At 53.0% G+C, this 23,920-nt stretch carries 15 protein-coding genes, 1 tRNA gene and 3 rRNA genes; 11 read left to right on the top strand and 8 right to left on the bottom strand.

Annotation, left to right across the window (positions count from 1 at the left end):
- Positions 1-159 precede the first annotated feature (159 nt).
- From TREBR_RS01800 to TREBR_RS01840, 8 genes are all read left to right on the top strand, one after another.
- Positions 160-2,076: a DNA repair helicase XPB gene (locus TREBR_RS01800; RefSeq protein ID WP_013757530.1), complete on the top strand. Its 1,917-nt coding sequence runs from the start codon at positions 160-162 to the stop codon at positions 2,074-2,076.
- On the top strand, positions 2,073-4,469 hold the full coding sequence (locus tag TREBR_RS13425; RefSeq protein WP_013757531.1) for a helicase-associated domain-containing protein: 2,397 nt from the start codon (positions 2,073-2,075) through the stop codon (positions 4,467-4,469). The genes TREBR_RS01800 and TREBR_RS13425 overlap by 4 nt, the downstream gene beginning before the upstream one ends.
- A gap of 23 nt (positions 4,470-4,492) precedes the next feature.
- A complete protein-coding gene (locus TREBR_RS01810) occupies positions 4,493-5,287 on the top strand; it encodes an HAD family hydrolase (protein ID WP_013757532.1) in 795 nt (264 codons plus the stop codon).
- A gap of 571 nt (positions 5,288-5,858) precedes the next feature.
- Positions 5,859-7,400, top strand: a 16S ribosomal RNA gene (locus TREBR_RS01820).
- A gap of 107 nt (positions 7,401-7,507) precedes the next feature.
- A tRNA-Ile gene (locus tag TREBR_RS01825) sits at positions 7,508-7,581 on the top strand.
- Positions 7,582-7,791: 210 nt separating this feature from the next.
- Positions 7,792-10,768, top strand: a 23S ribosomal RNA gene (locus TREBR_RS01830).
- A 99-nt stretch (positions 10,769-10,867) separates the two neighbouring features.
- Positions 10,868-10,976 (top strand): 5S ribosomal RNA (gene rrf / locus TREBR_RS01835).
- The 16S, 23S and 5S rRNA genes sit together here with 1 tRNA gene alongside, the layout of an rRNA operon.
- A 183-nt stretch (positions 10,977-11,159) precedes the next feature.
- Complete coding sequence (locus TREBR_RS01840; protein WP_013757534.1) at positions 11,160-11,582, top strand: DUF2871 domain-containing protein; 423 nt, start codon at positions 11,160-11,162, stop codon at positions 11,580-11,582.
- Positions 11,583-11,724: 142 nt separating this feature from the next.
- On the opposite strand, the gene TREBR_RS01845 is transcribed toward TREBR_RS01840, so the two are convergent.
- The 8 genes from TREBR_RS01845 to TREBR_RS01880 form a co-directional block, all read right to left on the bottom strand.
- A complete protein-coding gene (locus TREBR_RS01845) occupies positions 11,725-12,765 on the bottom strand; it encodes a ribonucleotide-diphosphate reductase subunit beta (protein WP_013757535.1) in 1,041 nt (346 codons plus the stop codon).
- A gap of 141 nt (positions 12,766-12,906) precedes the next feature.
- Positions 12,907-15,441 carry a ribonucleoside-diphosphate reductase subunit alpha gene (locus TREBR_RS01850; protein WP_013757536.1) on the bottom strand — a complete coding sequence of 845 codons (2,535 nt, stop codon included), beginning with the start codon at positions 15,439-15,441 and terminating at the stop codon, positions 12,907-12,909.
- 126 nt (positions 15,442-15,567) lie between these two features.
- Positions 15,568-16,755: a dTDP-glucose 4,6-dehydratase gene (rfbB, locus tag TREBR_RS01855; RefSeq protein ID WP_013757537.1), complete on the bottom strand. Its 1,188-nt coding sequence runs from the start codon at positions 16,753-16,755 to the stop codon at positions 15,568-15,570.
- 12 nt (positions 16,756-16,767) lie between these two features.
- On the bottom strand, positions 16,768-17,700 hold the full coding sequence (rfbD, locus tag TREBR_RS01860; protein ID WP_013757538.1) for a dTDP-4-dehydrorhamnose reductase: 933 nt from the start codon (positions 17,698-17,700) through the stop codon (positions 16,768-16,770).
- Between the two features lie 102 nt (positions 17,701-17,802).
- A complete protein-coding gene (gene rfbC / locus TREBR_RS01865; RefSeq protein WP_013757539.1) occupies positions 17,803-18,384 on the bottom strand; it encodes a dTDP-4-dehydrorhamnose 3,5-epimerase in 582 nt (193 codons plus the stop codon).
- A gap of 8 nt (positions 18,385-18,392) precedes the next feature.
- On the bottom strand, positions 18,393-19,268 hold the full coding sequence (rfbA, locus tag TREBR_RS01870) for a glucose-1-phosphate thymidylyltransferase RfbA (protein WP_013757540.1): 876 nt from the start codon (positions 19,266-19,268) through the stop codon (positions 18,393-18,395).
- A 145-nt stretch (positions 19,269-19,413) separates the two neighbouring features.
- Positions 19,414-20,346, bottom strand: a complete 933-nt coding sequence (locus TREBR_RS01875; protein ID WP_013757541.1) for a ParB/RepB/Spo0J family partition protein — start codon at positions 20,344-20,346, stop codon at positions 19,414-19,416.
- Positions 20,339-21,094, bottom strand: a complete 756-nt coding sequence (locus TREBR_RS01880) for a ParA family protein (protein WP_013757542.1) — start codon at positions 21,092-21,094, stop codon at positions 20,339-20,341. The genes TREBR_RS01875 and TREBR_RS01880 overlap by 8 nt, the downstream gene beginning before the upstream one ends.
- 86 nt (positions 21,095-21,180) lie before the next feature.
- Here TREBR_RS01880 and TREBR_RS01885 point away from each other — a divergent pair, with 86 nt between their 5' ends.
- Genes TREBR_RS01885 through TREBR_RS01895 form a run of 3 tightly spaced genes read left to right on the top strand, consistent with a single transcriptional unit; the run spans position 21,181 to position 23,566 of the window.
- Positions 21,181-21,525: a hypothetical protein gene (locus TREBR_RS01885; protein WP_013757543.1), complete on the top strand. Its 345-nt coding sequence runs from the start codon at positions 21,181-21,183 to the stop codon at positions 21,523-21,525.
- Positions 21,526-21,542: 17 nt separating this feature from the next.
- Positions 21,543-22,922, top strand: a complete 1,380-nt coding sequence (locus TREBR_RS01890) for a class I SAM-dependent methyltransferase (protein ID WP_013757544.1) — start codon at positions 21,543-21,545, stop codon at positions 22,920-22,922.
- Positions 22,919-23,566 (top strand): HAD family hydrolase, encoded by a 648-nt coding sequence (locus TREBR_RS01895; RefSeq protein WP_013757545.1) that lies wholly within the window; start codon positions 22,919-22,921, stop codon positions 23,564-23,566. Before TREBR_RS01890 ends, TREBR_RS01895 begins: the two co-directional genes overlap by 4 nt.
- Positions 23,567-23,920: the final 354 nt, after the last annotated feature.

Below are 23,920 nucleotides of genomic sequence, written 5' to 3' on the forward strand. Positions count from 1 at the left end.
TCAGTATTTTCAATGATAATTTGAATCGATAGCAGCGGGCCGGATGCGATGTCGTGCGCGCCGATTTACCGGATGCGCCGATTTACCGATGTCGTGCGCGAACGCCGGATGCAGGTTCGCCCTTGTTCCGATGCGCGCGTTTTGGTATAATAAAATGTTATGCAATATGATAATCCGCTTATCGTTCAAAGCGACCGGACGCTGCTGCTCGACGTGCACGCACCGCGTGCGGCGGAATGCCGCGCTTCCCTGATTCCCTTTGCGGAACTGGAACGGTCGCCCGAACATTTACATACATACCGGCTGACGCCGCTTTCGTTGTGGAACGCGGCGAGCGCGGGATTTTCTCCCGAAGACGCGGTCGCCGTGCTGAACGAATTCGCCCGCTACGACGTGCCGCAGTCGGTTACGATGTGGATACGGGAAACGGCCGGCCGTTTCGGTAAATTGCGGCTGGTTCCCGCTCCGTCGATGGACGTTCCGGCGCTCCCGTCGGCTTTATTTTCCGCCGGCGGAAACGATTCCGCGGCTGCAAGTGAACTTGCCGCGGAGAGCGCGGCGGGACGTACGGTTCGTGAAGAATTTTTGTATCTGGTAACCGAATCGAAGGCCGTATTCCGTGAAATAGCGGCAAACCCCGCCGCGTGCAAGCTGCTCACGGAATGCACGTATCGGGAACCTGCCGCGGTTTCCGAATCAGCCGCGGCGTCTGAAAGCGTCGTGCCGCCGGTCAGCGAAGCCGAAAAACGGTTCTGTTTTACGCTGCGTCTGACCGATCGGGGAACGGTCAAGCAGGAACTGCTGCGTTTGGGTTGGCCGGTCAAGGACGACGTTCCGCTCGTTGACGGCGAACCGCTCGATATCGAACTGCGCGAACGGACTGTTTCGGGCAAACCGTTTGAAATCAGGAATTATCAGAACGAAGCCGCCGACGCGCTGGTCGGCGACAAACGGCCGGGAACCGGCTTCGGCACGATCGTACTGCCGTGCGGAGCGGGAAAAACGATCGTCGGCATGAATATCATGAATCGGCTCAAAACGAGTACGCTCATCATTACGACGAACATTTCGGCGGTGCATCAATGGATAGACGAACTGCTCGACAAAACGAGTCTGGCTCCGGATCAAATTTCCGAATACACCGGCGAATCGAAGACGATTAAACCGGTAACGGTCGCGACGTATCAGATTCTGACGTGGCGGCCGGAAAAAGACGCGCCGTATCCGCACTTTCAGATTTTCCGCGAACGCGCCTGGGGTTTGATTATTTACGATGAAGTTCACATGCTGCCGGCGCCCGTGTTTCGGGTGGCGGCGGAACTGCAGGCGGTGCGCCGCGTCGGCCTTACGGCTACGCTCGTCCGCGAAGACGGCTGCGAAGGCCACGTGTTCAGCTTGGTAGGCCCCAAACGCTACGACGTTCCGTGGAAAGAATTGGAGCATTCCGGCTGGATTGCAACGGCCGAATGCGTTGAAGTGCGCATCGATCTTCCGGCTGATACCGAAATAGAATACGCGGTCGCCGATTCGCGCAAGAAACATCGGATTGCAAGCGAAAATCCGGCCAAAACGCCGGTCGTGCAGGAACTGATAAAACGGTTCCCCGAAGATAAGATTCTGATCATCGGGCAGTATCTGGATCAGCTTGCGGAACTCGCCCGCCTGCTGAACGCACCGGTGATAACGGGCAAAACGCCGACGGCCGAACGCGACCGGATTTATGCGGATTTCAGAAACGGCGTGATTCAGGTGCTCGTGGTTTCAAAGGTTGCGAATTTTGCCATCGACTTGCCTGACGCCTCAATGGCGATTCAGGTTTCTGGTACGTTCGGAAGCCGGCAGGAAGAAGCGCAGCGGCTGGGGCGGATTCTGCGTCCCAAAGAGCGGACGTCCCGTTTTTTTACGCTTATCACGCGCAATACGGTGGAGGAAGAATTCGGCTCGAACCGGCAGAAATTCCTTGCCGAACAGGGATACTCGTATCGTATTATCCGGTATGCGGAGCCGGACGATCTTGACGAACTGTCCGCGCCGCTTGCCCTTCCCGGAACGGGCGGCCGAGGAGACTGCGTATGACGCTTTCAAACAGCCGTTCCGGTGTTGAATCGCCTCAGAACGAGCAGGTGCGCAAAGTGCTTTTGTGGCGCGAATCGCTTGCGCGGCTTCCGGATACTCATTTTTTCGAGTTGATACGCATGTATTTGGGCGAAGTCAAAACGCCGTATAACAAACAGAAACTGATCGAGTCGCTCGGTGCGTTTCTGCATCGTCCCGAAAATAAACGCACTATCGCCGCGCTGCTTTCCGCCGGTGATATGCAGATCGTCAGCGCCGTTTTTTTTATTCCGGCTGCGTCGCAGGAAAAGCTGTCCGATTTTTTTACCGGAACGTTTTCGTTCGCGGAATTGTACGAGCGGCTGATGAATCTTGAAGAACGCCTGCTCCTGTTTCGGTATGCCGACGCGCAGACCGGCCGCACGGTGTTCGGAACGAATCCGCTGCTCGACGACATACTGCGGCCGCTTGCGGATATCAGATATCTGCTGCCGCCGACCGGCCCGTACGAGCACCGCGTGCGCGACGAGCCGCAGCTGTCCGCACAGCTGCTGGCGGCGCTGCTGTCGTTCGCGGCGTCTGACGCGGATATGTGCAAACTGGACGGATCGTTTAAAAAGCGTACGGTGCAGCGTCTGGCGGATGTTTTTCCGTGGGTAAAGGACGAGCGCAGCGTGCCGTTTTTTCAGACTGTTATCGCGGCGTTGAAAAATCTTTCAATTCTGCGGCAGAACGGAAAAGGGCTGCAGCCCGATTTTCGCCGTGCCGCTTCGTTCGCCGCACAAAGCGAAGCCGCTCAATACGCGTACCTTGCGGCGGCTGCCGGCGGCCACTGCTCGCGCTCCGAATTGCAGAAACGGGCGCAGTACGTCCTCGATATTCTCGCCGCCGTGCCGGCGGACGGCTTTACCCGGAAAATACTCGAGCGTTCCGAATTTCTGGTAAAACACCGGAATAAAGGCGCAGCGGCGGAGGGTGCCGGAAAGAGCCGTTTTGCCCGTATGCTTGAGCGTTCCGCGTCCGCTGCGGAAAACGACGGTCCGGCTCATGGCCCGGAAGACGTTTCAGTTCCGGACGGCGGATTGCCGGCCGTGTCGCTTACGGAAAGCGCAATCCGCTTGGGGCTGCTCCGGTATGCAGGGACATTGCCGGCCGGTAAAAGCGACGGCGAGGTCGTGTACGTTCCCGCGCTTCCGTGCGGCGCGACGGCGTTTTGTGAAACGGTCGCGGCCGCATCCTCCGACGCAGGCACGGGATTGTCTGCGGCAACGGACACAGAATCGGCAACAAGCACGGAAGCGGCAACGAGCACGGACACGGCGCGGTCGGATCTTTCGGCCCGGGGTGCGCTGACGCGGAACGTATTGACGATCGACGCAGGATTTTCCGTTACGATGATGCCCGGCTTGCCGCTGAGCCGGATGATTCCGCTGATTCGCTGCATGGACATCGTGCGGTTTGACACCGTGTCCGTTTTTGAGATTACCAAACAGTCGTGCCTGCGGGCGTTCGACGACGGACTCTCTCCCGAAGATATCGTCGCGGCTTTTTCGCCGTTCCTTCCGTATCAGCTGCCGCAGAATTTAGTCGTTTCAATGGAAGATTGGGCGCGTTCGTATAACGCCGCCGCGCTGTATAAAGGATATATTCTGCACGTAACGGACGGCAGCAGGCTGATAGAAAACAATCCGGCAATCGCGCCGTATATCAGAAAGACGCTCGCTCCCGGATTGTTTTTGCTCGATTTTGCCGACGACGCGGAGGCTTCGGACGTTATCGCGCGGAGCGGGCTGGATTCAATTGGTTCGGTTAAAACGGCGGCGCAAACGGCTGTGCCCGTGCCGTTTTTACCGCTCGGTAAAGGCCGATCCGATTTTTCCAAATCTCCTTCGGCATCGGCTGGCGGCGGTGCTGTGTGCGGCGGCTGCGATACTTCCGGTGTTACTGCTGCATCCGGCGGCGCTGCCCTCGGTTACGGCGGACTGCGTGCGGAAACCGAACGGTCGGATTTTTTTAATTCGATGCGGGCCGAACTCGACGCACTGAATCTTCCGCGCGAACAGGCCGACGGACTCAAGTCCCGTATCGAGCGGAAAATCATTTTGAACGCGCAGCAGCTGCGCGGGGATTCGGTCAGATCCGAAAAAATAGAAGCCGGCGGTATGGATTTTCTGGGAAAAATTCACGTAGCCGAGCACGCGATTTCAACCGGCAATATGCTGGAGTTGGTGTTTGAAGACGCGACCGGCGGGTCGCGCAGCGTGATCGTCGGTATGCCGATTGCAATCGAAAAGAAGCAAGGCGACGCGCTGTTGTGCATAAAAGTAGAACCCGGTCAGAATGTGGAAACCCGATCGATCGGGCAGGCGTCGTTTGTGCGTCGTCTGCGCGGTGCGATTTTTCGGGAAATATAGGCACGGAGGACAGAAGCTGCCGTATGAGTGTTTTTTTTAAAGCGGTAATTTTTGATTTCGACGGCGTCGTTGCGAACACGGCGTCTGATATCGCGTCTTCGGTAAACGCGGCTTTGACGGAATTCGGTTTTGCACCGATAGAAGAGCAGCGTATCATTACGTTCGTGGGCGACGGCGCGCGGACGTTGCTTGAACGCGCGCTTGCCTGGTCAAAAGAGCGCGCTCCCCGCCGCGTCGGATCCCGGCAGCACGGCGGTGACTTTGATTTTGAAACGTTTTACCGCTGGTACGTCGACTATTACCGGATGCATTCGGTTGAAAAAACCGTGCTGTATCCGGGTATCGCGGGGTTGCTGGAATTGCTTCAGATCGTTTCAATACCCGCGGCGGTCGTATCGAATAAACCGGTCGCGGTTACACGGGAAATTCTTGAAAAATTCGAGTTGACGCCGTTTTTTACCGCCGTCGTCGGTCCCGAGCAGATCGACCGGATAAAGCCTGCTCCCGACGGGCTTTTTCTTGCGCTTAAAATGATAAACGCCGCGCGATCCGCCGCTCCCCGATCGGGTTCCGCCGATCGAAACGTGCCGTTCGAGCGCACTATGTACGAGCACAACGTGCCGTACGTGCCGATTCTGCCTGCCGAAACGCTTATGGTGGGTGATTCGGCAACGGATATTCAGGCTGGTCGTGCGGCGGGCTGCGCGACTTGCGCCGTGACCGGCGGCTTCGGTAATCGGGCCGCGCTCGATGCGGAACGCGCCGATATGAGTGTCTGTCTCGCGTCCGAACTGATGGTGCCGTTTTCACAGGTGTGACGGAATGGCGGCGTGCGCTCGATTCCATAACCGAGATGCCGGTTTCTTCCATTTATTATTGTAAATTATATTGCATAAATAATAGAAAAAAAGGAAAAAAAAGAGTTGACAAAGGGGAGAGAAGTGTGATAGATTAGTCAACGTCGCCGCTAAACAGCACTTCAAAACACTGAAAACGGTAACAATACCTTGAAAACTTTGCAGTTCCGTACCAATAAAAAAAACGGTTCAGAAAGAAAGTTCACAAAGTATCTTGAAAGAAAAGCCGAGTTGTGATAAACTCAATGCACTTGCGAAAGCAGGAATAAAGCTGAAAGCCTGAGAAAAAAGGGGAGTAAGCGATGATATTTGACAGTAAAGGGAAGGGAAAGAAAGACAAAGGTTTAATGCAAAAGCAGAAAACCGGTAAGGTCAGTACGTTCGGTACGGGAAACCGTATTGAAAGAGAAAGAACGGAAGACAGAGTAATATCTGTAAACCCGCCGAGTATGAAAATATTCGGCAGATTCCTTGAAAATAAGAAGGAATCGAACTGAAATGAAATCATCGGCTCTTCGGAGCTAATGAATAAATCATGGAGAGTTTGATCCTGGCTCAGAACGAACGCTGGCGGCGCGTCTTAAGCATGCAAGTCGAACGGCAAGAGATAGCAATATCTCCTAGAGTGGCGGACTGGTGAGTAACACGTGGGTGACATACCCTTCAGATGGGGATAGCTATTAGAAATAGTAGATAATACCGAATACGAGCACAGAGGTTAGAGAGCTGTGAGGAAAGGAGCTAAGGCTCCGCTGAAGGAATGGCCTGCGGCCCATTAGCTAGTTGGTGAGGTAAAAGCCCACCAAGGCGATGATGGGTATCCGGCCTTAGAGGGTGAACGGACACATTGGGACTGAGATACGGCCCAGACTCCTACGGGAGGCAGCAGCTAAGAATATTCCGCAATGGACGAAAGTCTGACGGAGCGACGCCGCGTGGATGAAGAAGGCCGGAAGGTTGTAAAATCTTTTGAAACTGAAGAATAAGCGTTGTAGGGAATGACAGCGTGGTGACAGTAGGTTTTGAATAAGCAACGGCTAATTACGTGCCAGCAGCCGCGGTAACACGTAAGTTGCGAGCGTTGTTCGGAATTATTGGGCGTAAAGGGCATGTAGGCAGTTTTGCAAGCTTGGTGTGAAATCCCGGGGCTCAACCCCGGAACCGCATTGAGAACTATAAGACTAGAGTTACTGAAGTGAAACTGGAATTCCAGGTGTAGGGGTGAAATCTGTAGATATCTGGAAGAACACCAATGGCGAAGGCAAGTTTCAGGCAGATAACTGACGCTGAGGTGCGAAGGTGCGGGGAGCGAACAGGATTAGATACCCTGGTAGTCCGCACAGTAAACGATGTACACTAGGTGTCTGGTCAAGAGACTGGGTGCCAAAGCAAACGTGATAAGTGTACCGCCTGGGAAGTATGCCCGCAAGGGTGAAACTCAAAGGAATTGACGGGGGCCCGCACAAGCGGTGGAGCATGTGGTTTAATTCGATGGTACGCGAGGAACCTTACCTGGGTTTGACATATACTGGAATGTGTTGGAGACAACAGAGCGTAGCAATACGCCGGTATACAGGTGCTGCATGGCTGTCGTCAGCTCGTGCCGTGAGGTGTTGGGTTAAGTCCCGCAACGAGCGCAACCCCTACTGCCAGTTACCAGCAAGTAATGTTGGGGACTCTGGCGGAACTGCCGGTGACAAACCGGAGGAAGGTGGGGATGACGTCAAGTCATCATGGCCCTTATGTCCAGGGCTACACACGTGCTACAATGGTTGAAACAGAGCGAAGCGAATCCGCAAGGTAGAGCAAAACGCAAAAAAGCAATCGTAGTTCGGATTGGAGTCTGAAACTCGACTCCATGAAGTTGGAATCGCTAGTAATCGCGCATCAGCACGGCGCGGTGAATACGTTCCCGGGCCTTGTACACACCGCCCGTCACACCATCCGAGTAGAGGGTACCCGAAGCCGGTAGTCTAACCCGAAAGGGAGGACGCTGTCGAAGGTACGTTTTGTAAGGAGGGTGAAGTCGTAACAAGGTAGCCGTACCGGAAGGTGCGGCTGGATCACCTCCTTTCTAAGAGAAAGGTAACAGCAGTATAAAAGCTGCAAAAGGTATTGTGTATATACCGCCCGTTCACTGATTCTTATCACTCTTTCTTTCCTTTTCCCTTTTTGTTATATGGGACTGTAGCTCAGTTGGTTAGAGCACTTCTCTGATAAGGAAGGGGTCATAAGTTCAACTCTTATCAGTCCCAGTAAAATCGGAATGAAGTGAAGTTCATTTTGATTGAGAGATCTTTGAAAAGAACAGGGAAGGGAAACGAAGAAGGAATTGAATGAAAGTTCAATTTCGGAATGAAGGTAAAAGAAGATACCTTTGATATGCGAGGATGCGGAAGCGAAGCTTGACGAGAAAAGAGCGGAAGTATCCGAGAGAGTGTATTGAAGGGAAGAAAAGATAATATGGTCAAGCGAAAATAGGTTTATGGTGGATGCCTAGGAGCTGAGAGGCGAAGAAGGCCGTGATAAGCTGCGAAAAGCCGCGGGTAGGAGCAAATATCTGTTAAACCGCGGATAGCCGAATGGGGTAACCCACAGGGAGCGATTCCTGTACTACAGTGACTGAATAAAATAGGTCAGTAGAGCCAGACTGTGTGAAGTGAACCATCTAAGTAACACGGGAAAAGAAATCAAGAAGAGGAGCGATCCTCCGGAGATTCCGAAAGTAGCGGCGAGCGAAATCGGAAGAGCCCAAACGTAAGTACCGCAAGGTACAACGGGTTGTAGGGCCGCATGGGGATGACCCGAAGAGTTGAGATAAAACTTATTTATAGCAGAAAGGTATGGGAATGCCTGCCGAAGAGGGTGAAAGCCCCGTAAGCGAAATGAATAGGACTCTTTGATGCGGTACCTGAGTACGGCGGGGCACGAGAAACCCTGTTGGAATCTGGGTCGACCACGATCCAAGGCTAAATACTCCTCAGCTACCGATAGTGAACCAGTACCGTGAGGGAAAGGCGAAAAGAACCCCAGTAAGGGGAGTGAAAAAGAACCTGAAACCATAAACTGACAAGATGTCACGGCACGAAAGTGTTGTGGCGTGCCTTTTGTAGAATGAACCTGCGAGTTACGTTATGCAGCGAGGTTAAGGCATAGTAGTGCTGGAGCCGGAGGGAAACCGAGTCTGAAAAGGGCGAACAGTTGCATGGCGTAGACCCGAAGCCAAGGTGATCTAGTCATGAGCAGGTTGAAGCAAGGGTAAAACCTTGTGGAGGACCGAACTATAATCTGTTAAAAAAGGTATGGATGACTTGTGACTCGGAGTGAAAGGCTAAACAAACCTGGAAATAGCTGGCTCTCCCCGAAATGCCTTTAGGGACAGCCTCATACAAAATTGCAGGAGGTAAAGCACTGGATGGGCTAGGGGGCGTCACTGCCTACCAACCCCAATCAAACTCTGAATGCCTGTAATCAACGTATGGGAGTGAGACTGCGTGCGACAAGGTTCGTAGTCAAGAGGGAAACAGCCCAGACCAACAACTAAGGTCCCGAAATACCGCTAAGTGTAAAATGAAGTGCAAATGCAAAGACAGCCAGGAGGTTGGCTTAGAAGCAGCCATTCCTTAAAAGAGTGCGTAATAGCTCACTGGTCGAGCATGTGTGCGCAGATAATGTAACGGGGCTAAGCGGTATACCGAAGTTTTGGATCAGTATCATAAGATACTGGTGGTAGGGGAGCATTCCATTAACTGAAGAAGGAAGACCTGTGAGGGGTTCTGGAGGAAATGGAAGAGAGAATGCAGGTATAAGTAACGCAAAGACGGGTGAGATCCCCGTCCGCCGAAAACCTAAGGATTCCTGGGTAAAGGCAATCTGCCCAGGGTAAGTCGGCCCCTAAGGCGAGGACGAAAGTCGTAGTCGATGGGAATCTGGTTCAAAATCCAGAACCTTCAATAGTTTCGAGGGCAGGACGCATGAGGTGAAACCCGGCCGGAGAATGGTAGTTCCGGTCGAAGCGACGAGCTGAAGAGAGATACAGGTAAATCCGTATTTTGAGGTGAGTTGTGACAGCGAGCGGAGAGAAAGTCGAAGTGAAGCGGGTGTAATCAAGGTGCCGAGAAATACTGTCTAAGGCTAGGCTATTGAAGACCGTACCGGAAACCGACACAGGTAGGAAGGATGAGAAATCTAAGGCGCACGAGCGACCTCGCGTTAAGGAACTCGGCAAAATGCACACGTAACTTCGGAAGAAGTGTGGCCCCTGATTGGTAAAAGAATGGGGGTGGCACAGAGCAGGCCCAGGCGACTGTTTATCAAAAACACAGCCATCTGCGAATCAGTAATGAGACGTATAGGTGGTGACACCTGCCCGGTGCTGGAAGGTTAAGAGGAGCGGTAATACGAGAGTAGAAGCTGTGAATCGAAGCCCCAGTAAACGGCGGCCGTAACTATAACGGTCCTAAGGTAGCGAAATTCCTTGTCGGGTAAGTTCCGACCCGCACGAATGGTGTAACGATTCTGGGCACTGTCTCAACGCGAGACTCGGTGAAATTTATATACCGGTAAAGAAGCCGGTTACCCACAGTTAGACGGAAAGACCCCGTGAACCTTCACCGTAACTTACTATTGGGATTCTATTTATGATGTGTAGAATAGGCGGGAGACAGAGAAGCATGGGCGTCAGCTTGTGCAGAGTCGAAAAGTGAAATACCGCCCTTTATGAATGGAATTTCTAACCGGAGCCATGAAGCTGGTGCCGGGACAATGGTAGGCAGGCGGTTTGACTGGGGCGGTCGCCTCCAAAAGAGTAACGGAGGTGCGCGAAGGTCTCCTCACGCTGGTTGGAAATCAGCGCACGAGTGTAAAGGCACAAGGAGGCTTGACTGCGAGACAGACATGTCGAGCAGGTACGAAAGTAGGTCTTAGTGATCTGGCGGTAGCGAGTGGAAGCGCCGTCACTTAACGGACAAAAGGTACTCCGGGGATAACAGGCTGATCTTCCCCAAGAGTTCACATCGACGGGAAGGTTTGGCACCTCGATGTCGGCTCATCGCATCCTGGGGCTGGAGCAGGTCCCAAGGGTTTGGCTGTTCGCCAATTAAAGCGGTACGTGAGCTGGGTTCAGAACGTCGCGAGACAGTTCGGTCCCTATCTGCTGTGGGCGTTGGATGGTTGAGAGGAGCTGCTTTTAGTACGAGAGGACCGAAGTGGACGAACCTCTGGTTTACCAGTTATCCTGCCAAGGGTAAGTGCTGGGTATCTAAGTTCGGAAGGGATAACCGCTGAAAGCATCTAAGTGGGAAGCCCACCTCAAGATAAACCATCCCTGAGGGTTTAACCCTCCTGAAGACTCCAGACAGACTATCTGGTTGATAGGCTGCAGGTATAAGTATAGTAATGTATTCAGCCGAGCAGTACTAATAAGTCGTGAGGCTTGACCATATTATCGTTTCTTGATAATCTTATGAAACCTTTGAAGCGCAATAGCCTGAACCGCAGCGGTTTTTGATATTGTTTCGTTTCCTTTAATCTGTTTAATTGCCTGGTGGCCATAGTGGAGAGGTAATACCCGTTCCCATCCCGAACACGGAAGTCAAGCTCTCTTACGCCGATGATACTGCTATTGCGGGAAAGTAGGTTGCTGCCAGGCTTTTTTTATTTATAGTCCCCTCATCCTGTATTTGTATACGAATCAGTGAGTTCCTTTCGACTGTATCATTTGTATATCAAACAGCTGATCATATGAATCTTTTTTCATCGATTTTTCTTGCATAATTCGTATGCAGCTTGTATTATAAAAATATATATTTTTGAGTAGCGTAAGGTGGATAATATGAAACGTCTGATTTCTGTCTCGTTTGCCTATGCGATAGCAGCCATGTGCGGCGGTGTGTTTTTCCGTGAATTTACAAAATTTACGGGATTTACCGGAATTACGGCGTTGTCTGTCGTTCATACGCATTTATTTGTGCTCGGCATGTTGTTTTTTCTTATTGCCGCATTGTGTTCGGCGGTTTTTCCCCTTATGGAGCAGAAAAAATTCCGCGTGTTTATGATAACGTACAATATCGGCGTACCGCTGTTGGCGGTGATGCTTTTGATCCGCGGTGTTTTTGAAGTGCTCGGAACCGATTTGTCTTCTGCGGCTGACGCTGCCGTAGCGGGTGTTGCCGGCCTCGGTCATGTTCTGGCAGGTGTCGGCATCATTTTCTTTTTCCTCGCACTGTTTCAGGCGGTCTCTTCCGGACGGAACTGATATCGGTATGGACGGAACTGATATCGGTATGGACGGAACTGATATCGGTATGGGCAGAATTGATATCGGTTTAAGGGAACTGATATCAGTTCAAGGCGGAGTTTTTCCGTGGCCGGCGGTTCTGCCGGCATACACGGCTGCATTACAGATCGTCGACGAGTGCGGTGCTTTTTGCATACGCAGTGGATCGGGCTTCAAAAAAATCGGTTTTAACCATATTTGCGTTTGAATACGCGCTGACCCACGCCATATCTTCCGGCTCAGTATCGAATCCCGGATAGAGCGGCGGAAAATCAAGATTCGTCCAGCGCAGATTTCCCAGATACGTGATGTAATCGCGTACCATTTTTCTGGTCAAACCGGGTATATCGTCGCCGATGACGTATTCGCCCCATTCAATCTCCTGCCGCACGCCTTCTTTCAGCATTTCCGCGTACGAGGCGACTTTCTCTTCCGTGAACATATCCGGACGTTCCTTTTTGAGTTCCAGAATGATATTTTTGAACAGCCACAAATGCGTGTTTTCATCGCGATTGATATAGCGGATTTCCTGTGCGGAGCCGGGCATTTTTCCGTTGCGCGCCAGATTATAGAAGAACATGAAACCCGAATAAAAATAAATTCCTTCAAGGATATAGTTCGCGATAAGCACTTTCATGAAACGGAAAAAATCCTTGTGTTCCTGAAAATCATTGTAGCAGCCGCCGATGAACGTATTGCGCTTGAGCAGCCGTTCGTCGGTTTTCCACTGATACAGAATCTCGTTGCGCTGTTCAGGTGAGCAAATCGTGTCGAGCATGTACGAATAGCTTTGCGAATGCACGCATTCCTGAAAAGTCTGAATACTCAAGCACAGATTGACTTCGTTTGCGGTGATATATTCGCCGACGTTCGGCAGATTTGCCGTCTGGATTGAATCCAAAAATATCAGAAAAGACAGAATCTTATCGTACGCGGTGCGTTCAGCCTCGTCCAGATGGGGATAATCTTTAGTATCTTGCGAAAGATTGATTTCTTCGGGTATCCAGAAATTGTTCATTGCCTGCCGATACCAATCGGAAACCCACTGGTATTTCATGTTGTTAAAATCGTTCAGGTTCGTGGTGTTGCCGCCCACCATACTGCGCAGACGCACGTCGGCGTCTCCGTCGGGGTTGAAAAGCGGCCGTTTTATTAAATCCATATATACTCCTGTTGAAACGTACTGATATATTCATACTCATGTGCGTTTCTGATGCAGCGTGTGTTCGCTCTCTCCGCGGTGCGATTGCTTCGGTTCCGTTAGATATCAGCCGTTACCGCGCTCACCGTTAGCTTTTGCCCGTTACGACGCGCAGCTTTCACATTCTTCAACTTCAAGCGATTTGCTGCGCACGTAATATACCGATTTTACGCCGCATTCCCACGCGAGCAGGTACAAGTCGAGTACTTGTCTCATCGTATATTCGTTCGTAATGTACAAATTCATGCTTTGCGCTTGGTCGATGTGCCGCTGCCGGATACCGCACGAACGGATCGACCATTTCTGATCGATCTGATGGGCGTTTTTGTAATACCACCACGTTTCGGGACCCAATTCCGGAGCGGTGCGGGTAAGCATATAGCCTTTTTTCTCCTCGAGGAACCAGCGCTTCATGACCGGATCGATGCCGGGAGTCGTTCCCGCGATGATGCTGGTGGAACTGGTGGGCGCGACCGCCAGCAGATACGCGTTCCGCATTCCTTGTGCCCGTACTTTCTGTGCGAGCGCTCGCCATTCGGCGGAATCGTATCCGCGCTTTGCAAAGTACGCGCCGGTCTGCCAGTCCGAGCCGTCGAAACAGCTGTATGCGCCTTTTTCTGCGGCGTTGTCGGAACTCGCTTCAACGGCGGCGCGGTTTATCGTTTCAAACACGCGATCGGCGAACGCCAGGTGTTCGTCGCTTTCCCATTTTATGGCACGTTTGGCGAGCGCGTGATGCCAGCCGCTCACACCGAGTCCGATCGGTCGGTACGCGCGGTTCGTGATTTCGGCGTACGGAACGGGATAAAAGTTCAGATCTATAACGTTGTCGAGCGCGCGTACCGCAGTGCGGACGACGCTTTGAAGGTATGCCGTATCTTCAAGCGGAAGGTTTCCCAAGCTGAGCGACGCCAGATTGCACACGACGAAGCTGCCCGGTTTGGTCGTGTGCACGACGACCGTTTCGCCGTTTTGCACCGTGATCTGCGTTGAAACCGATTCGATTCCGCTCATGTTTTGGGCGATTTCGGTACACAGATTGGAACAGTAAATCATCCCCCGATGTGCGTTCGGATTCGCTCGATTGACCGTGTCGCGATTGAACACGAACGGCGTTCCCGTTTCGACGGCGGATTTGAGCACCAGCCGCACGATGTCTTTAACGGAAACGGCGCGTTTCGCGATCCGGTTATCGTGAACGCAGTCGGCGTAGCGTTTTTCCCATTCTTCGCCCCAAAAATCTTCCAGATGATAGCCTTTTACGGTACATATTTCGTGCGGACACATCAGGTACCAATCCTGATCGAGATTTTCCTTCGCCATTTTCCAAAACAAATCGGGATAGCATACGCCGGGAAACACGTCGTGCGCTTTCATCCGGTCGTCGCCGTTGTTCGTTCTGATATTCAAAAACTCGGGCAGATCCCGGTGCCACGCGTCGAGGTATACGGCGACCGCTCCGGCGCGCACGCCCAACTGGTCGACCGCCACCGCCGTGTCGTTTACCAGCCGTATCCAGCGGATAATGCCGCCGGCGGCTCCTTCAAAACCTCGGATAGCGGAACCGGCGGCGCGTACTTTGCCGAAATACATACCCATGCCGCCGCCGAATTTGGAAACTTTGGCAAAGTTGTCTATCGACCGGTAAATGCCGTTAAGACTGTCCGGCACCGTGTCCACGAAGCAGGACGAAAGCTGATGGTACGGTTTGCGCGCGTTTGCGAGCGTAGGCGTGGCCATCGTTACTTCCATGCGGGAAAGCATATCGTAAAAACGCCGAACCCAATTCATTCGCTCAGCCGGTTCGTTCATGGCGAGATGCAGCGCGATTCCCAAAAACATTTCCTGCGGCGTTTCAAGCGGAACGTGTTTTCCGGTGCGGATAACGTACCGTTTAAGCAGCAGATCAAGTCCCGAATAGGTGAACAGATCGTCGCGTTCGGGAACGATGAACGCTGCCGCTTCTTCTATTTCAGCCTTCGTATAAGATTTGAGAATGTACGAACCGTACATTCCCGCTTCGGTCAGATATTCGAGTTTATCGTAGAACGATTTCAGCCCGAGCCGTTCCGTATCGGCGCGCAGCCGGTGGCGGAACGAATAATTGAGCAATCTGCCCGCGATGAATTCCCATTTGGGAGCTTCGGGACTGACGAGCTCGGAAGCGGCGCGGATAAGCGCGGCGAGCCGTTCGCTTTCGTTCATGTTTTCTTTGGAAAACGAAACGTATTTCGCGCTCAGCGTTTTCAGCGAATAACTTTCATCCTGATATGATTTTTGGATACCCGAAAATACTTTTTCCAGCGGTGTTTCACCTTCACCCGAATCGACTCGGATAAGGGCGCACAGTTCTTTTCGTGCGGCTCTGAATTCGGAGCGTTTTTGCCGGAACAGAATATAGCTTTTGGCCTCGGCAAAAAAAAGCGATTCCATAAGCGCCTGTTCGACCAGATCCTGTATCTTTTCTACGGATTTTACCGTTTCCCTGTCGAGTTTTTCTTCTACTGACGTCAGCAGCGCACGCAGCGTGGTTTGCGGAACGTCTCGGCCGGTACTTTTGAACGCTTTGGTGATTGCGTTGATAATTTTTTGACCGTCGTACGTTTCCGTTTTTCCGGTTCGCTTGATTATCTCCATATACTTGTTTCCTTTCGTTCAGGTAGTATTCTAGCTGAAAAGAAACGGCCTGTCCATACGTACGGGCGGTGAGGAAGTCTGCCTGATTTTGAGGATATCTGCTTGAAGGCGACTTACCGGCCGGAGCTATCTGGAACCGTAATTGCGTTCAATCCATTTCAGGTATTCGCCGCTCCTGATTCGGTCGATCCATTCGGGATGCCCCAGATACCAGCGGACGGTGGCCGTGAGCCCCTCTTCAAACGTCATTTTGCGCTGCCAGCCGAGTTCCGTTTTTATCTTGGTACAGTCGATGGCGTACCGGCGGTCGTGGCCGGGGCGGTCTTTGACGTACGTAACGGTTTCCCGTATACCGGCGGCCGTTTTGCCGCTTTCCGGACCGAGTTCCTGCGCCGTCAAATCGATCAGTTTATCGAGCAGCCGGATGTTTTCCCATTCGTTTTCTCCGCCGATATTGTATTTTTCACCGATTCTGCCGTCTTTCATGATACTGAAAACGGCCCGGTTGTGATCTTCAACGTAGATCCAATCGCGGATATTTTTGCCGTCGCCGTATACCGGCAGCGCCTTGCCTTCGGTCATGTTCAAAATCATGAGCGGAAGCAATTTTTCGGGAAACTGATACGGGCCGTAATTGTTCGTGCAGTTTGAAAGCGTAACGGGCAGTCCGTACGTGTGAAAATACGCCATCACCAAGTGGTCGCTGGACGCTTTGCTTGCCGAATACGGGCTGCGCGGATCGTAGGGCGTCGTTTCGGTAAAATAACCGGTTTCGCCGAGCGAACCGTATACTTCGTCGGTACTGATGTGATGAAAAAGCACTCCGTCGCGGAACGGACCGGACGAAATTTTATCACCGGCTGCGGTTTGCGCGCCGTCTTTTTTCCAAAAGTTGCGCGCCGCGTCGAGGAGGGTAAACGTTCCCGTTACGTTGGTGCGAATGAACGCTTCGGGACCGGAAATGGATCGGTCTACGTGACTTTCCGCCGCAAAATGGACGATCGTATCCACGTCGTATTTTTTGAGAATCTCCTCGACTGCGGCGCGGTCGCAGATATCAGCCTTTTCAAAAAAATACCGGCGGCGCGACGCGTCGGTGCAGCCGGAACCGAACGCCGCGTCGACGTCGGCAAGACTTTCGGGATTTCCCGCGTACGTCAGACTGTCCAAGTTGACGACGATGCCGTCGAACCCCGCGTCTGAAAACGCGCTGCCGCCCGACGCGGACAGTCCGAACAAATAATGGATAAAATTGCAGCCGATAAAACCCGCGCCGCCGGTTACCAGAATCCGTGAAAGTGACCGTTTTGCCATGACATGTTCCTCTTATTTCGTTGTGGGACGTTCTTTGAACATCGGACTGCTCATAAACGCAAGCAGACTTTCCTGCCACGAAGGCAGTTTTATGCCGAGTGCTTTTTTCAATTTCGATTTGGAAAGTACCGAATACGCCGGGCGGGCGACTTTTGCGCCGTATTCCGCCGTAGTACACGGTTTTACCGTACAGTTTCGCGTTACGATACCTTTCAGTTTGCCGATACGGTATATTTCACACGCAAAATCGTACCAGGTCGTTTCTCCTTCTCCCGTGCAGTGATAAATTCCGGGAGGAACGGCCGATATCGTCTGCCGGCCGGCCGCTGCGGAAACCCCGCTTTGCCGGTCGCGCAGTATGACGGTAATGATGCAGCGCGCAAGGTCCATCGTGCACGTGGGACTGCCGAACTGGTCTGCTACGACCGTGATCGAATCCCTGCCGTTCATGAGGTCTACCATCGTATAGACGAAATTTTTACCCCGCGGACCGTACAGCCACGCGGTGCGGAAAACGTACGCGTCGTCCAGCGTTTCTGTAACGAGTTTCTCTCCGTCCGCTTTCGTTTTGCCGTATACGCCGAGCGGCGAAATCGGCATGATTTCCGTGTACGGTGTTTTTCCCGCGCCGTCGAAAACGTAATCGGTTGAAATATGGATCATCCGTGCGCCGGCCTTTTTCGCCGTGCGCGCGATGTTTCCGGCTCCCTCCGCGTTCAGCCGTGCGGCGAGTTCAGGTTCTTCTTCCGCTTTTTCGACCGCCGTGTACGCGGCGCAGTTGATAATCCAGTCGATACCGTGATTGCCGTTCGCAAACGAATCGAGCGCCGCTTGATCCGTAATGTCTATTTCACGATCCGTACCGACGTATTCCAAATCAGCGCGTTCAAGCTGGCGTGCGATTTCGCTGCCGAGCATTCCGTTTTTTCCGATAAGCCAAATCATACTCCGAACATCCTCTCTTTTTATGATCAACTGCGGCGTACGGCTGTTTGCGTCGAGGCGTGCAGCCGTCGCTCAGCCGCGACGCGTTACGATTCCGGCGTGTTACGATATCCAGACGCCGTTTTCGTCAAAATACGCCGCGGCCGGATCGAACGCCGGATGCGCCGTGTCTTTTGCCGACAAAATCGGTTCCGTTCCGGGAGCGAGCGCTCTCCAATCGATGCCGAACGCCGGATCGTTCCACGGAATCCCGCCCTCATCCTCTGGATGATAAAAATCGGTACATTTATACGCGAACACCGCCGTATCGCTGAGTACGAAAAAACCGTGAGCAAAACCCGCCGGTATGTAAAACTGATTCTGTTTTTCCGCCGAAAGAACTACGCCGTGATACTGTCCGAACGTGGGCGAACCGACGCGCAGGTCGACGGCTACGTCGTATACTTCACCCGAAAGCGCGCGCACCAATTTGCCTTGCGGAAACCGTTTCTGAAAATGAAGCCCGCGGAGCACGCCTTTTGAGGACGACGACTGGTTGTCCTGCACGAACCGCATCGTGAGTCCCGCGGCAAAAAAATCCTTTTCACTGTACGTTTCAAGAAAGTACCCGCGGCTGTCGCCGAATAATTTCGGCTGTATTTCGTACAGTCCGCTGATGGAGCATGGAGTAAACGTAAATGCCATATTCGTCCCTAGTGCATACGGGCGACGTATTCGAGGTACGTCCCGTATTCCGTTTTGTATTCTTTTGCCGAGCACAGCAGCCGTTCCTGCGTGATCCAGCCGTTGCGGTACGCGATTTCTTCTATGCAGGATACGTACAATCCCTGCCGTTTCTGAATCGTCGCGATAAAATTGGAAGCTTCCAGCAGTCCGTCGTACGTTCCCGTGTCGAGCCAGGCCATACCGCGGCCGAGCAGTTCTACGGAAAGTTTTCCCTGTGCTAAATACGCTTCGTTTACGGACGTTATTTCGATTTCTCCGCGAGCCGAAGGCTTTACTGAAGAAGCGATATCGACGACGGTGTTGTCGTAAAAATACAGGCCGGGAACCGCGTAATTCGATTTCGGCCGGGAAGGTTTTTCTTCTATGCCGAGTACCGCGCCCGACGCATCGAATTCGACGACGCCGTACGAAGTCGGATCTTTGACGTAATACCCGAAAATAACCGAACCGCCGGTACTGCCGATTTTATCCGCGGCGTTTTTGAGCGTTCGGGTAAAAGTCTGTCCGTAAAATATATTGTCTCCGAGTACGAGCGCGACCGAATCGTTCCCGATAAAGTCTTTTCCGATGATAAATGCGTCGGCCAGTCCCCGCGGCGACTCCTGCACTGCGTATGAAAACTGCATTCCGAGCTGTTCTCCGGATCCGAAGAGTTCCCTGAAAACGGGAATATCGCGCGGCGTGGAAATGATGAGCACTTCCCTGATTCCGGCAAGCATCAGAACCGACAGCGGATAGTAAATCATCGGCTTGTCGTACAGCGGTAATATCTGCTTTGAAACGGCTTTCGTAATCGGATACAGGCGCGTCCCCGACCCGCCTGCTAAAATGATTCCTTTCATATGAAAAGGATACCATATTCCGAAGCGATTGTAAACAATTAATACTGAAGGCGGGCGGATGCGTCCCGAGGTCTCGTATCGATGCGATCGGGGTATACCGGCGCACTCGGATATATCGGCGCGGAATGCACCGAACCGGCCGCCGTTACCGGGCGGCGATGAGGGAATAGAGCCGATCCAAGTCGTCCCGTGAAAAGTATTCGATGGAAATGCAGCCGCGCTCGAACGAACCTTTAATGGCGACTTTCGTACCGAGCGCGTCTATGAACTGCTGTTCTATGGATACCATTTCGGGTGAAATGTCCTGCGTTTTATCTTTGACTTTTTTTGCCGCACCGGCGGCGCGGCTGCCGTTGTTCAGATCCGAAGCGTATTGTTCCGCTTCCCGGACGGACATGCCGCTGCCGGTTATGCGGCCGAACAGAACGCGCTGATCGGAAGGATTGAGCACCGAAAGGATAGCCCGCGCATGGCCTGCGGAAATCAAACCGGACGCGAGCGCATGCTGCATGTCTTCCGGTAATTTGAGCAGCCGCAGCGCGTTCGCAACGGTGGAGCGGTTTTTGCCGACGCGCCGCGCGAGTTCGTCTTGGCTGAGGTTTCCCAGCTGCATCAGCTTGTAATAAGCAGACGCCTCTTCAATAGGATTCAGGTCTTCACGCTGGATATTTTCTATGAGTGCGATTTCCAGCTTGCGTTCTTCCGAATATTTTTTGAGCTGCACCGGTATGCGGGTAAGTCCGGCAAGGCGCGCGGCGCGGGTTCTCCGTTCACCCGCTATTATATAGAAAGAACCGTTGCCCGCGTCTTCTACGGTAACCGGCTGAATAATGCCGTGCTCGCGGATGGAATCCGCCAGTTCCTGCAGCGCATCCGCTTCAAATTCAGCGCGCGGCTGGTGCGGATTGGGAACCAATTTTGAAACGTCGGCGAACAATATTCCGTCGCTTTCCATAACGAGCCCTTCGGGTAATTGCACCGCCGGAGCTGCAGCCGCCGCTGCCGCGGAAAAACGGTTTTCTTCCTCCGACTCCTGAATCAGCGCTCCCAATCCTTTGCCTAATGCAGATTTAGCCACGTTTGATTACCTCTTCTGCAAGATTTTTATAACTGCGCGCGCCGGTGCATGACGGATCGTATTTACAGATAGGCAATCCGTGGGAAGGTGCTTCCGAAAGGCGTACGTTGCGCGGAATGATCGTGCTGAACACGGCGTCTCCGAAATACGATTTGACTTGCGTAACGACGTCCTGCGCAAGCCGGGTTCGGGAGTCGTACATGGTAAAGAAAATGCCGCCGATACCCAAAGCGGGGTTGATGCTTTTCTGCACTTTTTTCACGGTCTGAAGCAGCAGTGTAATTCCTTCCAATGCAAAATATTCGCACTGCATGGGAATGAGCACCGCGTCGGCCGCGGCGAGTCCGTTCAGCGTCAATATACCCAGCGACGGCGGACAGTCGATCAGTATGTAGTCGTATTGGGAAACAAGCGGTTTTAATGCGTTTTTAAGGTAGAATTCCCGATCAGCCTGCCCGACGAGCTCTATTGAAGCTCCCGACAAGTCGATTGAAGCGGGAATTACGTCCATTCCCTCAACGTCGGAACGTTTTATGACTTGCTGGGGAGTCGCCAGTTCGGCCATCAGTTCGTAAATAGTCGGCTTCTCTTTTGATATGCCGACTCCGGACGTCATGTTCCCCTGAGAATCGAAATCAACCAGCAGCACTTTTTTACCTGCTTCGGCCAGGTACGCGCCTAAATTAATGACGGAGGTCGTTTTGCCGACTCCGCCTTTCTGGTTTACAAAAACAAAAACCTTTCCCATAAAATGAGTATATCATTTTTTTTTAAATGAGTATATATTGAAATTCAGATGTACTGACGTAATTCCCTTTTTTGAAGGAAGGAGCGATGATTACCATAGCCGATATTATAACGAGCCTGCCGGCGCACCTCGTTTCCGCCGGATCCCACGCGAAGGATATTCAGATTACGAATATTATTGCAGGAGACCTGATGAGCGATATTCTCGTATCCGTCGATACCGGCTGTTTATTGGTTACCGGACTTGCTTCCGAACAGGCGGTGCGTACCGCCGATATCGTGTGTGCGGAGGCGGTGCTGCTGGTGAACGACAAGCTGCCTTCCGCCGGAATGAAAAAACTTGCGGAAGAAAGCGGTATGACGCTGCTTGCGACTCCGCTTCCGATGTTCGACGCCTGCGTTGCGCTCGGCAATATATTATCGTACAGTTGAGGATCCCGTTTATAATTATGGAAGATTTTTTGCAGGAATTGACGGACGGGGCCGACCGCGTGCTGTCCGCCGCGTTTTCGACACCCGTAAAGGGGACGAGGTCTGTCGGCACCGGTGCAGCGGCGGTTGCAGCTGAAGCTGCTTCTGCCGAGTTCATTCCGGTTCCCGCGGGACAGACGTGTCTTAAAATAAAAGTCAGGCCTTCGGCTTCCGCGGCGGCGAACAACCGCAGCGCGGGCGTTTCGTTTTACGCCGAGTTTTTTACGGAAAAGCAGGCGTTTCACCGAACGCTGGACGCGGCGGCGTTTACGGCGCTGGTCGGTCGCTGTGCCGGCTCGTTGTTCAAAAATACGGTGATTCAGCTGACGGAGCGCGGCGGAACGGGACGGATTGAAACCGTTTCCGTTTTGGCGAACAAAAAGGGAACGGTCCGCGTTATCCGCTCGGCCGCACGCGCACCGGCGTTGCAGCCGCCGCCCGCTTCAGGCGGAGACCGGCAAAAACGGTATCTGCTGCCCGAAGGCACTCCGGTTCCGTTTCTGGTGTTTTTGGGAGTGATGACGGCCGACGGCAAAGTGGTTCAGGCGAAGCGCGACAAGTTCCGGCAGATTAATCGTTTTTTGGAATTTATAGACGACGTGCTGCCGGCGGTGCTTGACGGACGGGAATCGGTGTCGACGGAACAGCCGCTGCGGATCGCGGATTTCGGCTGCGGAAAATCATATTTGACGTTCGCCGTGCACTATTATCTGACGGAAATAAAACGGCTGCCGGCCGCGATTACCGGACTCGACCTGAAAGACGATGTCGTTGCCGATTGCGCCGCGCTTGCGTCCCGCCTGCACTGTTCCGGCTTGACGTTCCGCCGCGGCGATATTGCCGCCTACGGGAGCGACCGCACCGGAACGCCGCCTGATATCGTGATTACGCTGCACGCCTGCGATACGGCTACGGATTATGCGCTCGCGTACGCGGTGGATCACCGTGCGCGCGCCGTTTTGTCGGTGCCGTGCTGCCAGCATGAAGTGAATGCGCAACTACGCGCCGGAGACGTGCCGCCGCAGTTCGCGCCGCTTGTAAAATACGGGCTGATAAAAGAACGGTTCGCCGCTTTGGTAACCGACGCGGTTCGGGCTGAACTGCTGGAACGGGCGGGATACGCGGTGCAGATACTGGAGTTCGTCGACGGCAGCGCGACGCCCAAGAATCTGCTTATCCGGGCGATCCGCAAAAAAACGGCGGAGTCGCCGGTGTGCGCTTCTTCTCCGGCCGCGCTCGGCTCGGAAGTACAAGCCGCCGGTGGGGTTGAAGTACAAGCCGCCGGTTCCGGCGCGGCTGCGCTGACGGAAGCGCTGCGCGTGCGAACGACGATGCAGACGCTGTTGGAGCGCGAATGACCGTTGACAGCATATTGTTCGATCTTGACGGAACGCTGTGGGATTCCACTGAGGGCGTGTGTGAAAGCTGGAACCGCGTGTTCGCGCAGCGCGGAATCAGCCTGAACGCGTCGCGCCGGCTGCTCGCTTCGTTTTTCGGCAAACCGATGACGGCGATTTTCGACGAGCTGTTTCCCCTGCTTTCCGCGGACGAGCGGGACGCGCTTCGCAAAGAGTGCTGTGCGGAAGAAAACCGGTTGCTCGCGGACAAAGGCGGTACGCTGTACGCCGGCGTTCCCGAAACGCTGGAACGCCTTTCAAAATCGTACCGGCTGTTCATCGTCAGCAACTGCCAGGACGGGTATATCCAGACGTTTCTGAACGTTCACGGACTCGGCGGCCTGTTTGAAGGTTTTGAAAGCTGGGGGCGTACGGGACTTTCAAAGGGAGAAAACAATCTGCTGGTCATAAAGCGTTTCGGTTTGAAGCGGCCGGTATACGTGGGCGACGCCGCGGTGGACGAACAGTCGGCTGCTGCTGCGGGAATTCCGTTCGTTTACGCGGCGTACGGATTCGGAACGGTCGGCTCGTTCAATGCGAGTATCTCGTCGTTTCCGGAAATTGAACGGACACTGCAACGATTGAACGGACACTGCAACGATTGAACGGACACTGCAACGATTGAACGGACACTGCAACGATTGAACGGACACTGCAACGATTGAACGGACACTGCAACGATTGAACGGCCGCGCCGCACCGGTTGAGAATGCTCCGTCGTTTTAGAATACTTTATTTTGTTTATTTTCTTTAAAATGTAAAAAAAATCAAGAAAATATAATAAAAGACTATACAAATTCTCCATTATTACCGATAATATAAAAGTATAACTGTACTTTTAAAAGTCAAGGGGTATCTATGCGTTTTGCCGCCGCCGGCTGCACGTATCGCGTAGTGTCTGCCGCTCTGATATTGCCGTTATGGGGGAGTTTACGGAGTTGCTCCGGAAGATTCCGTTT

Source organism: Treponema brennaborense DSM 12168, assembly GCF_000212415.1.
Classification (GTDB): domain Bacteria; phylum Spirochaetota; class Spirochaetia; order Treponematales; family Treponemataceae; genus Treponema_F; species Treponema_F brennaborense.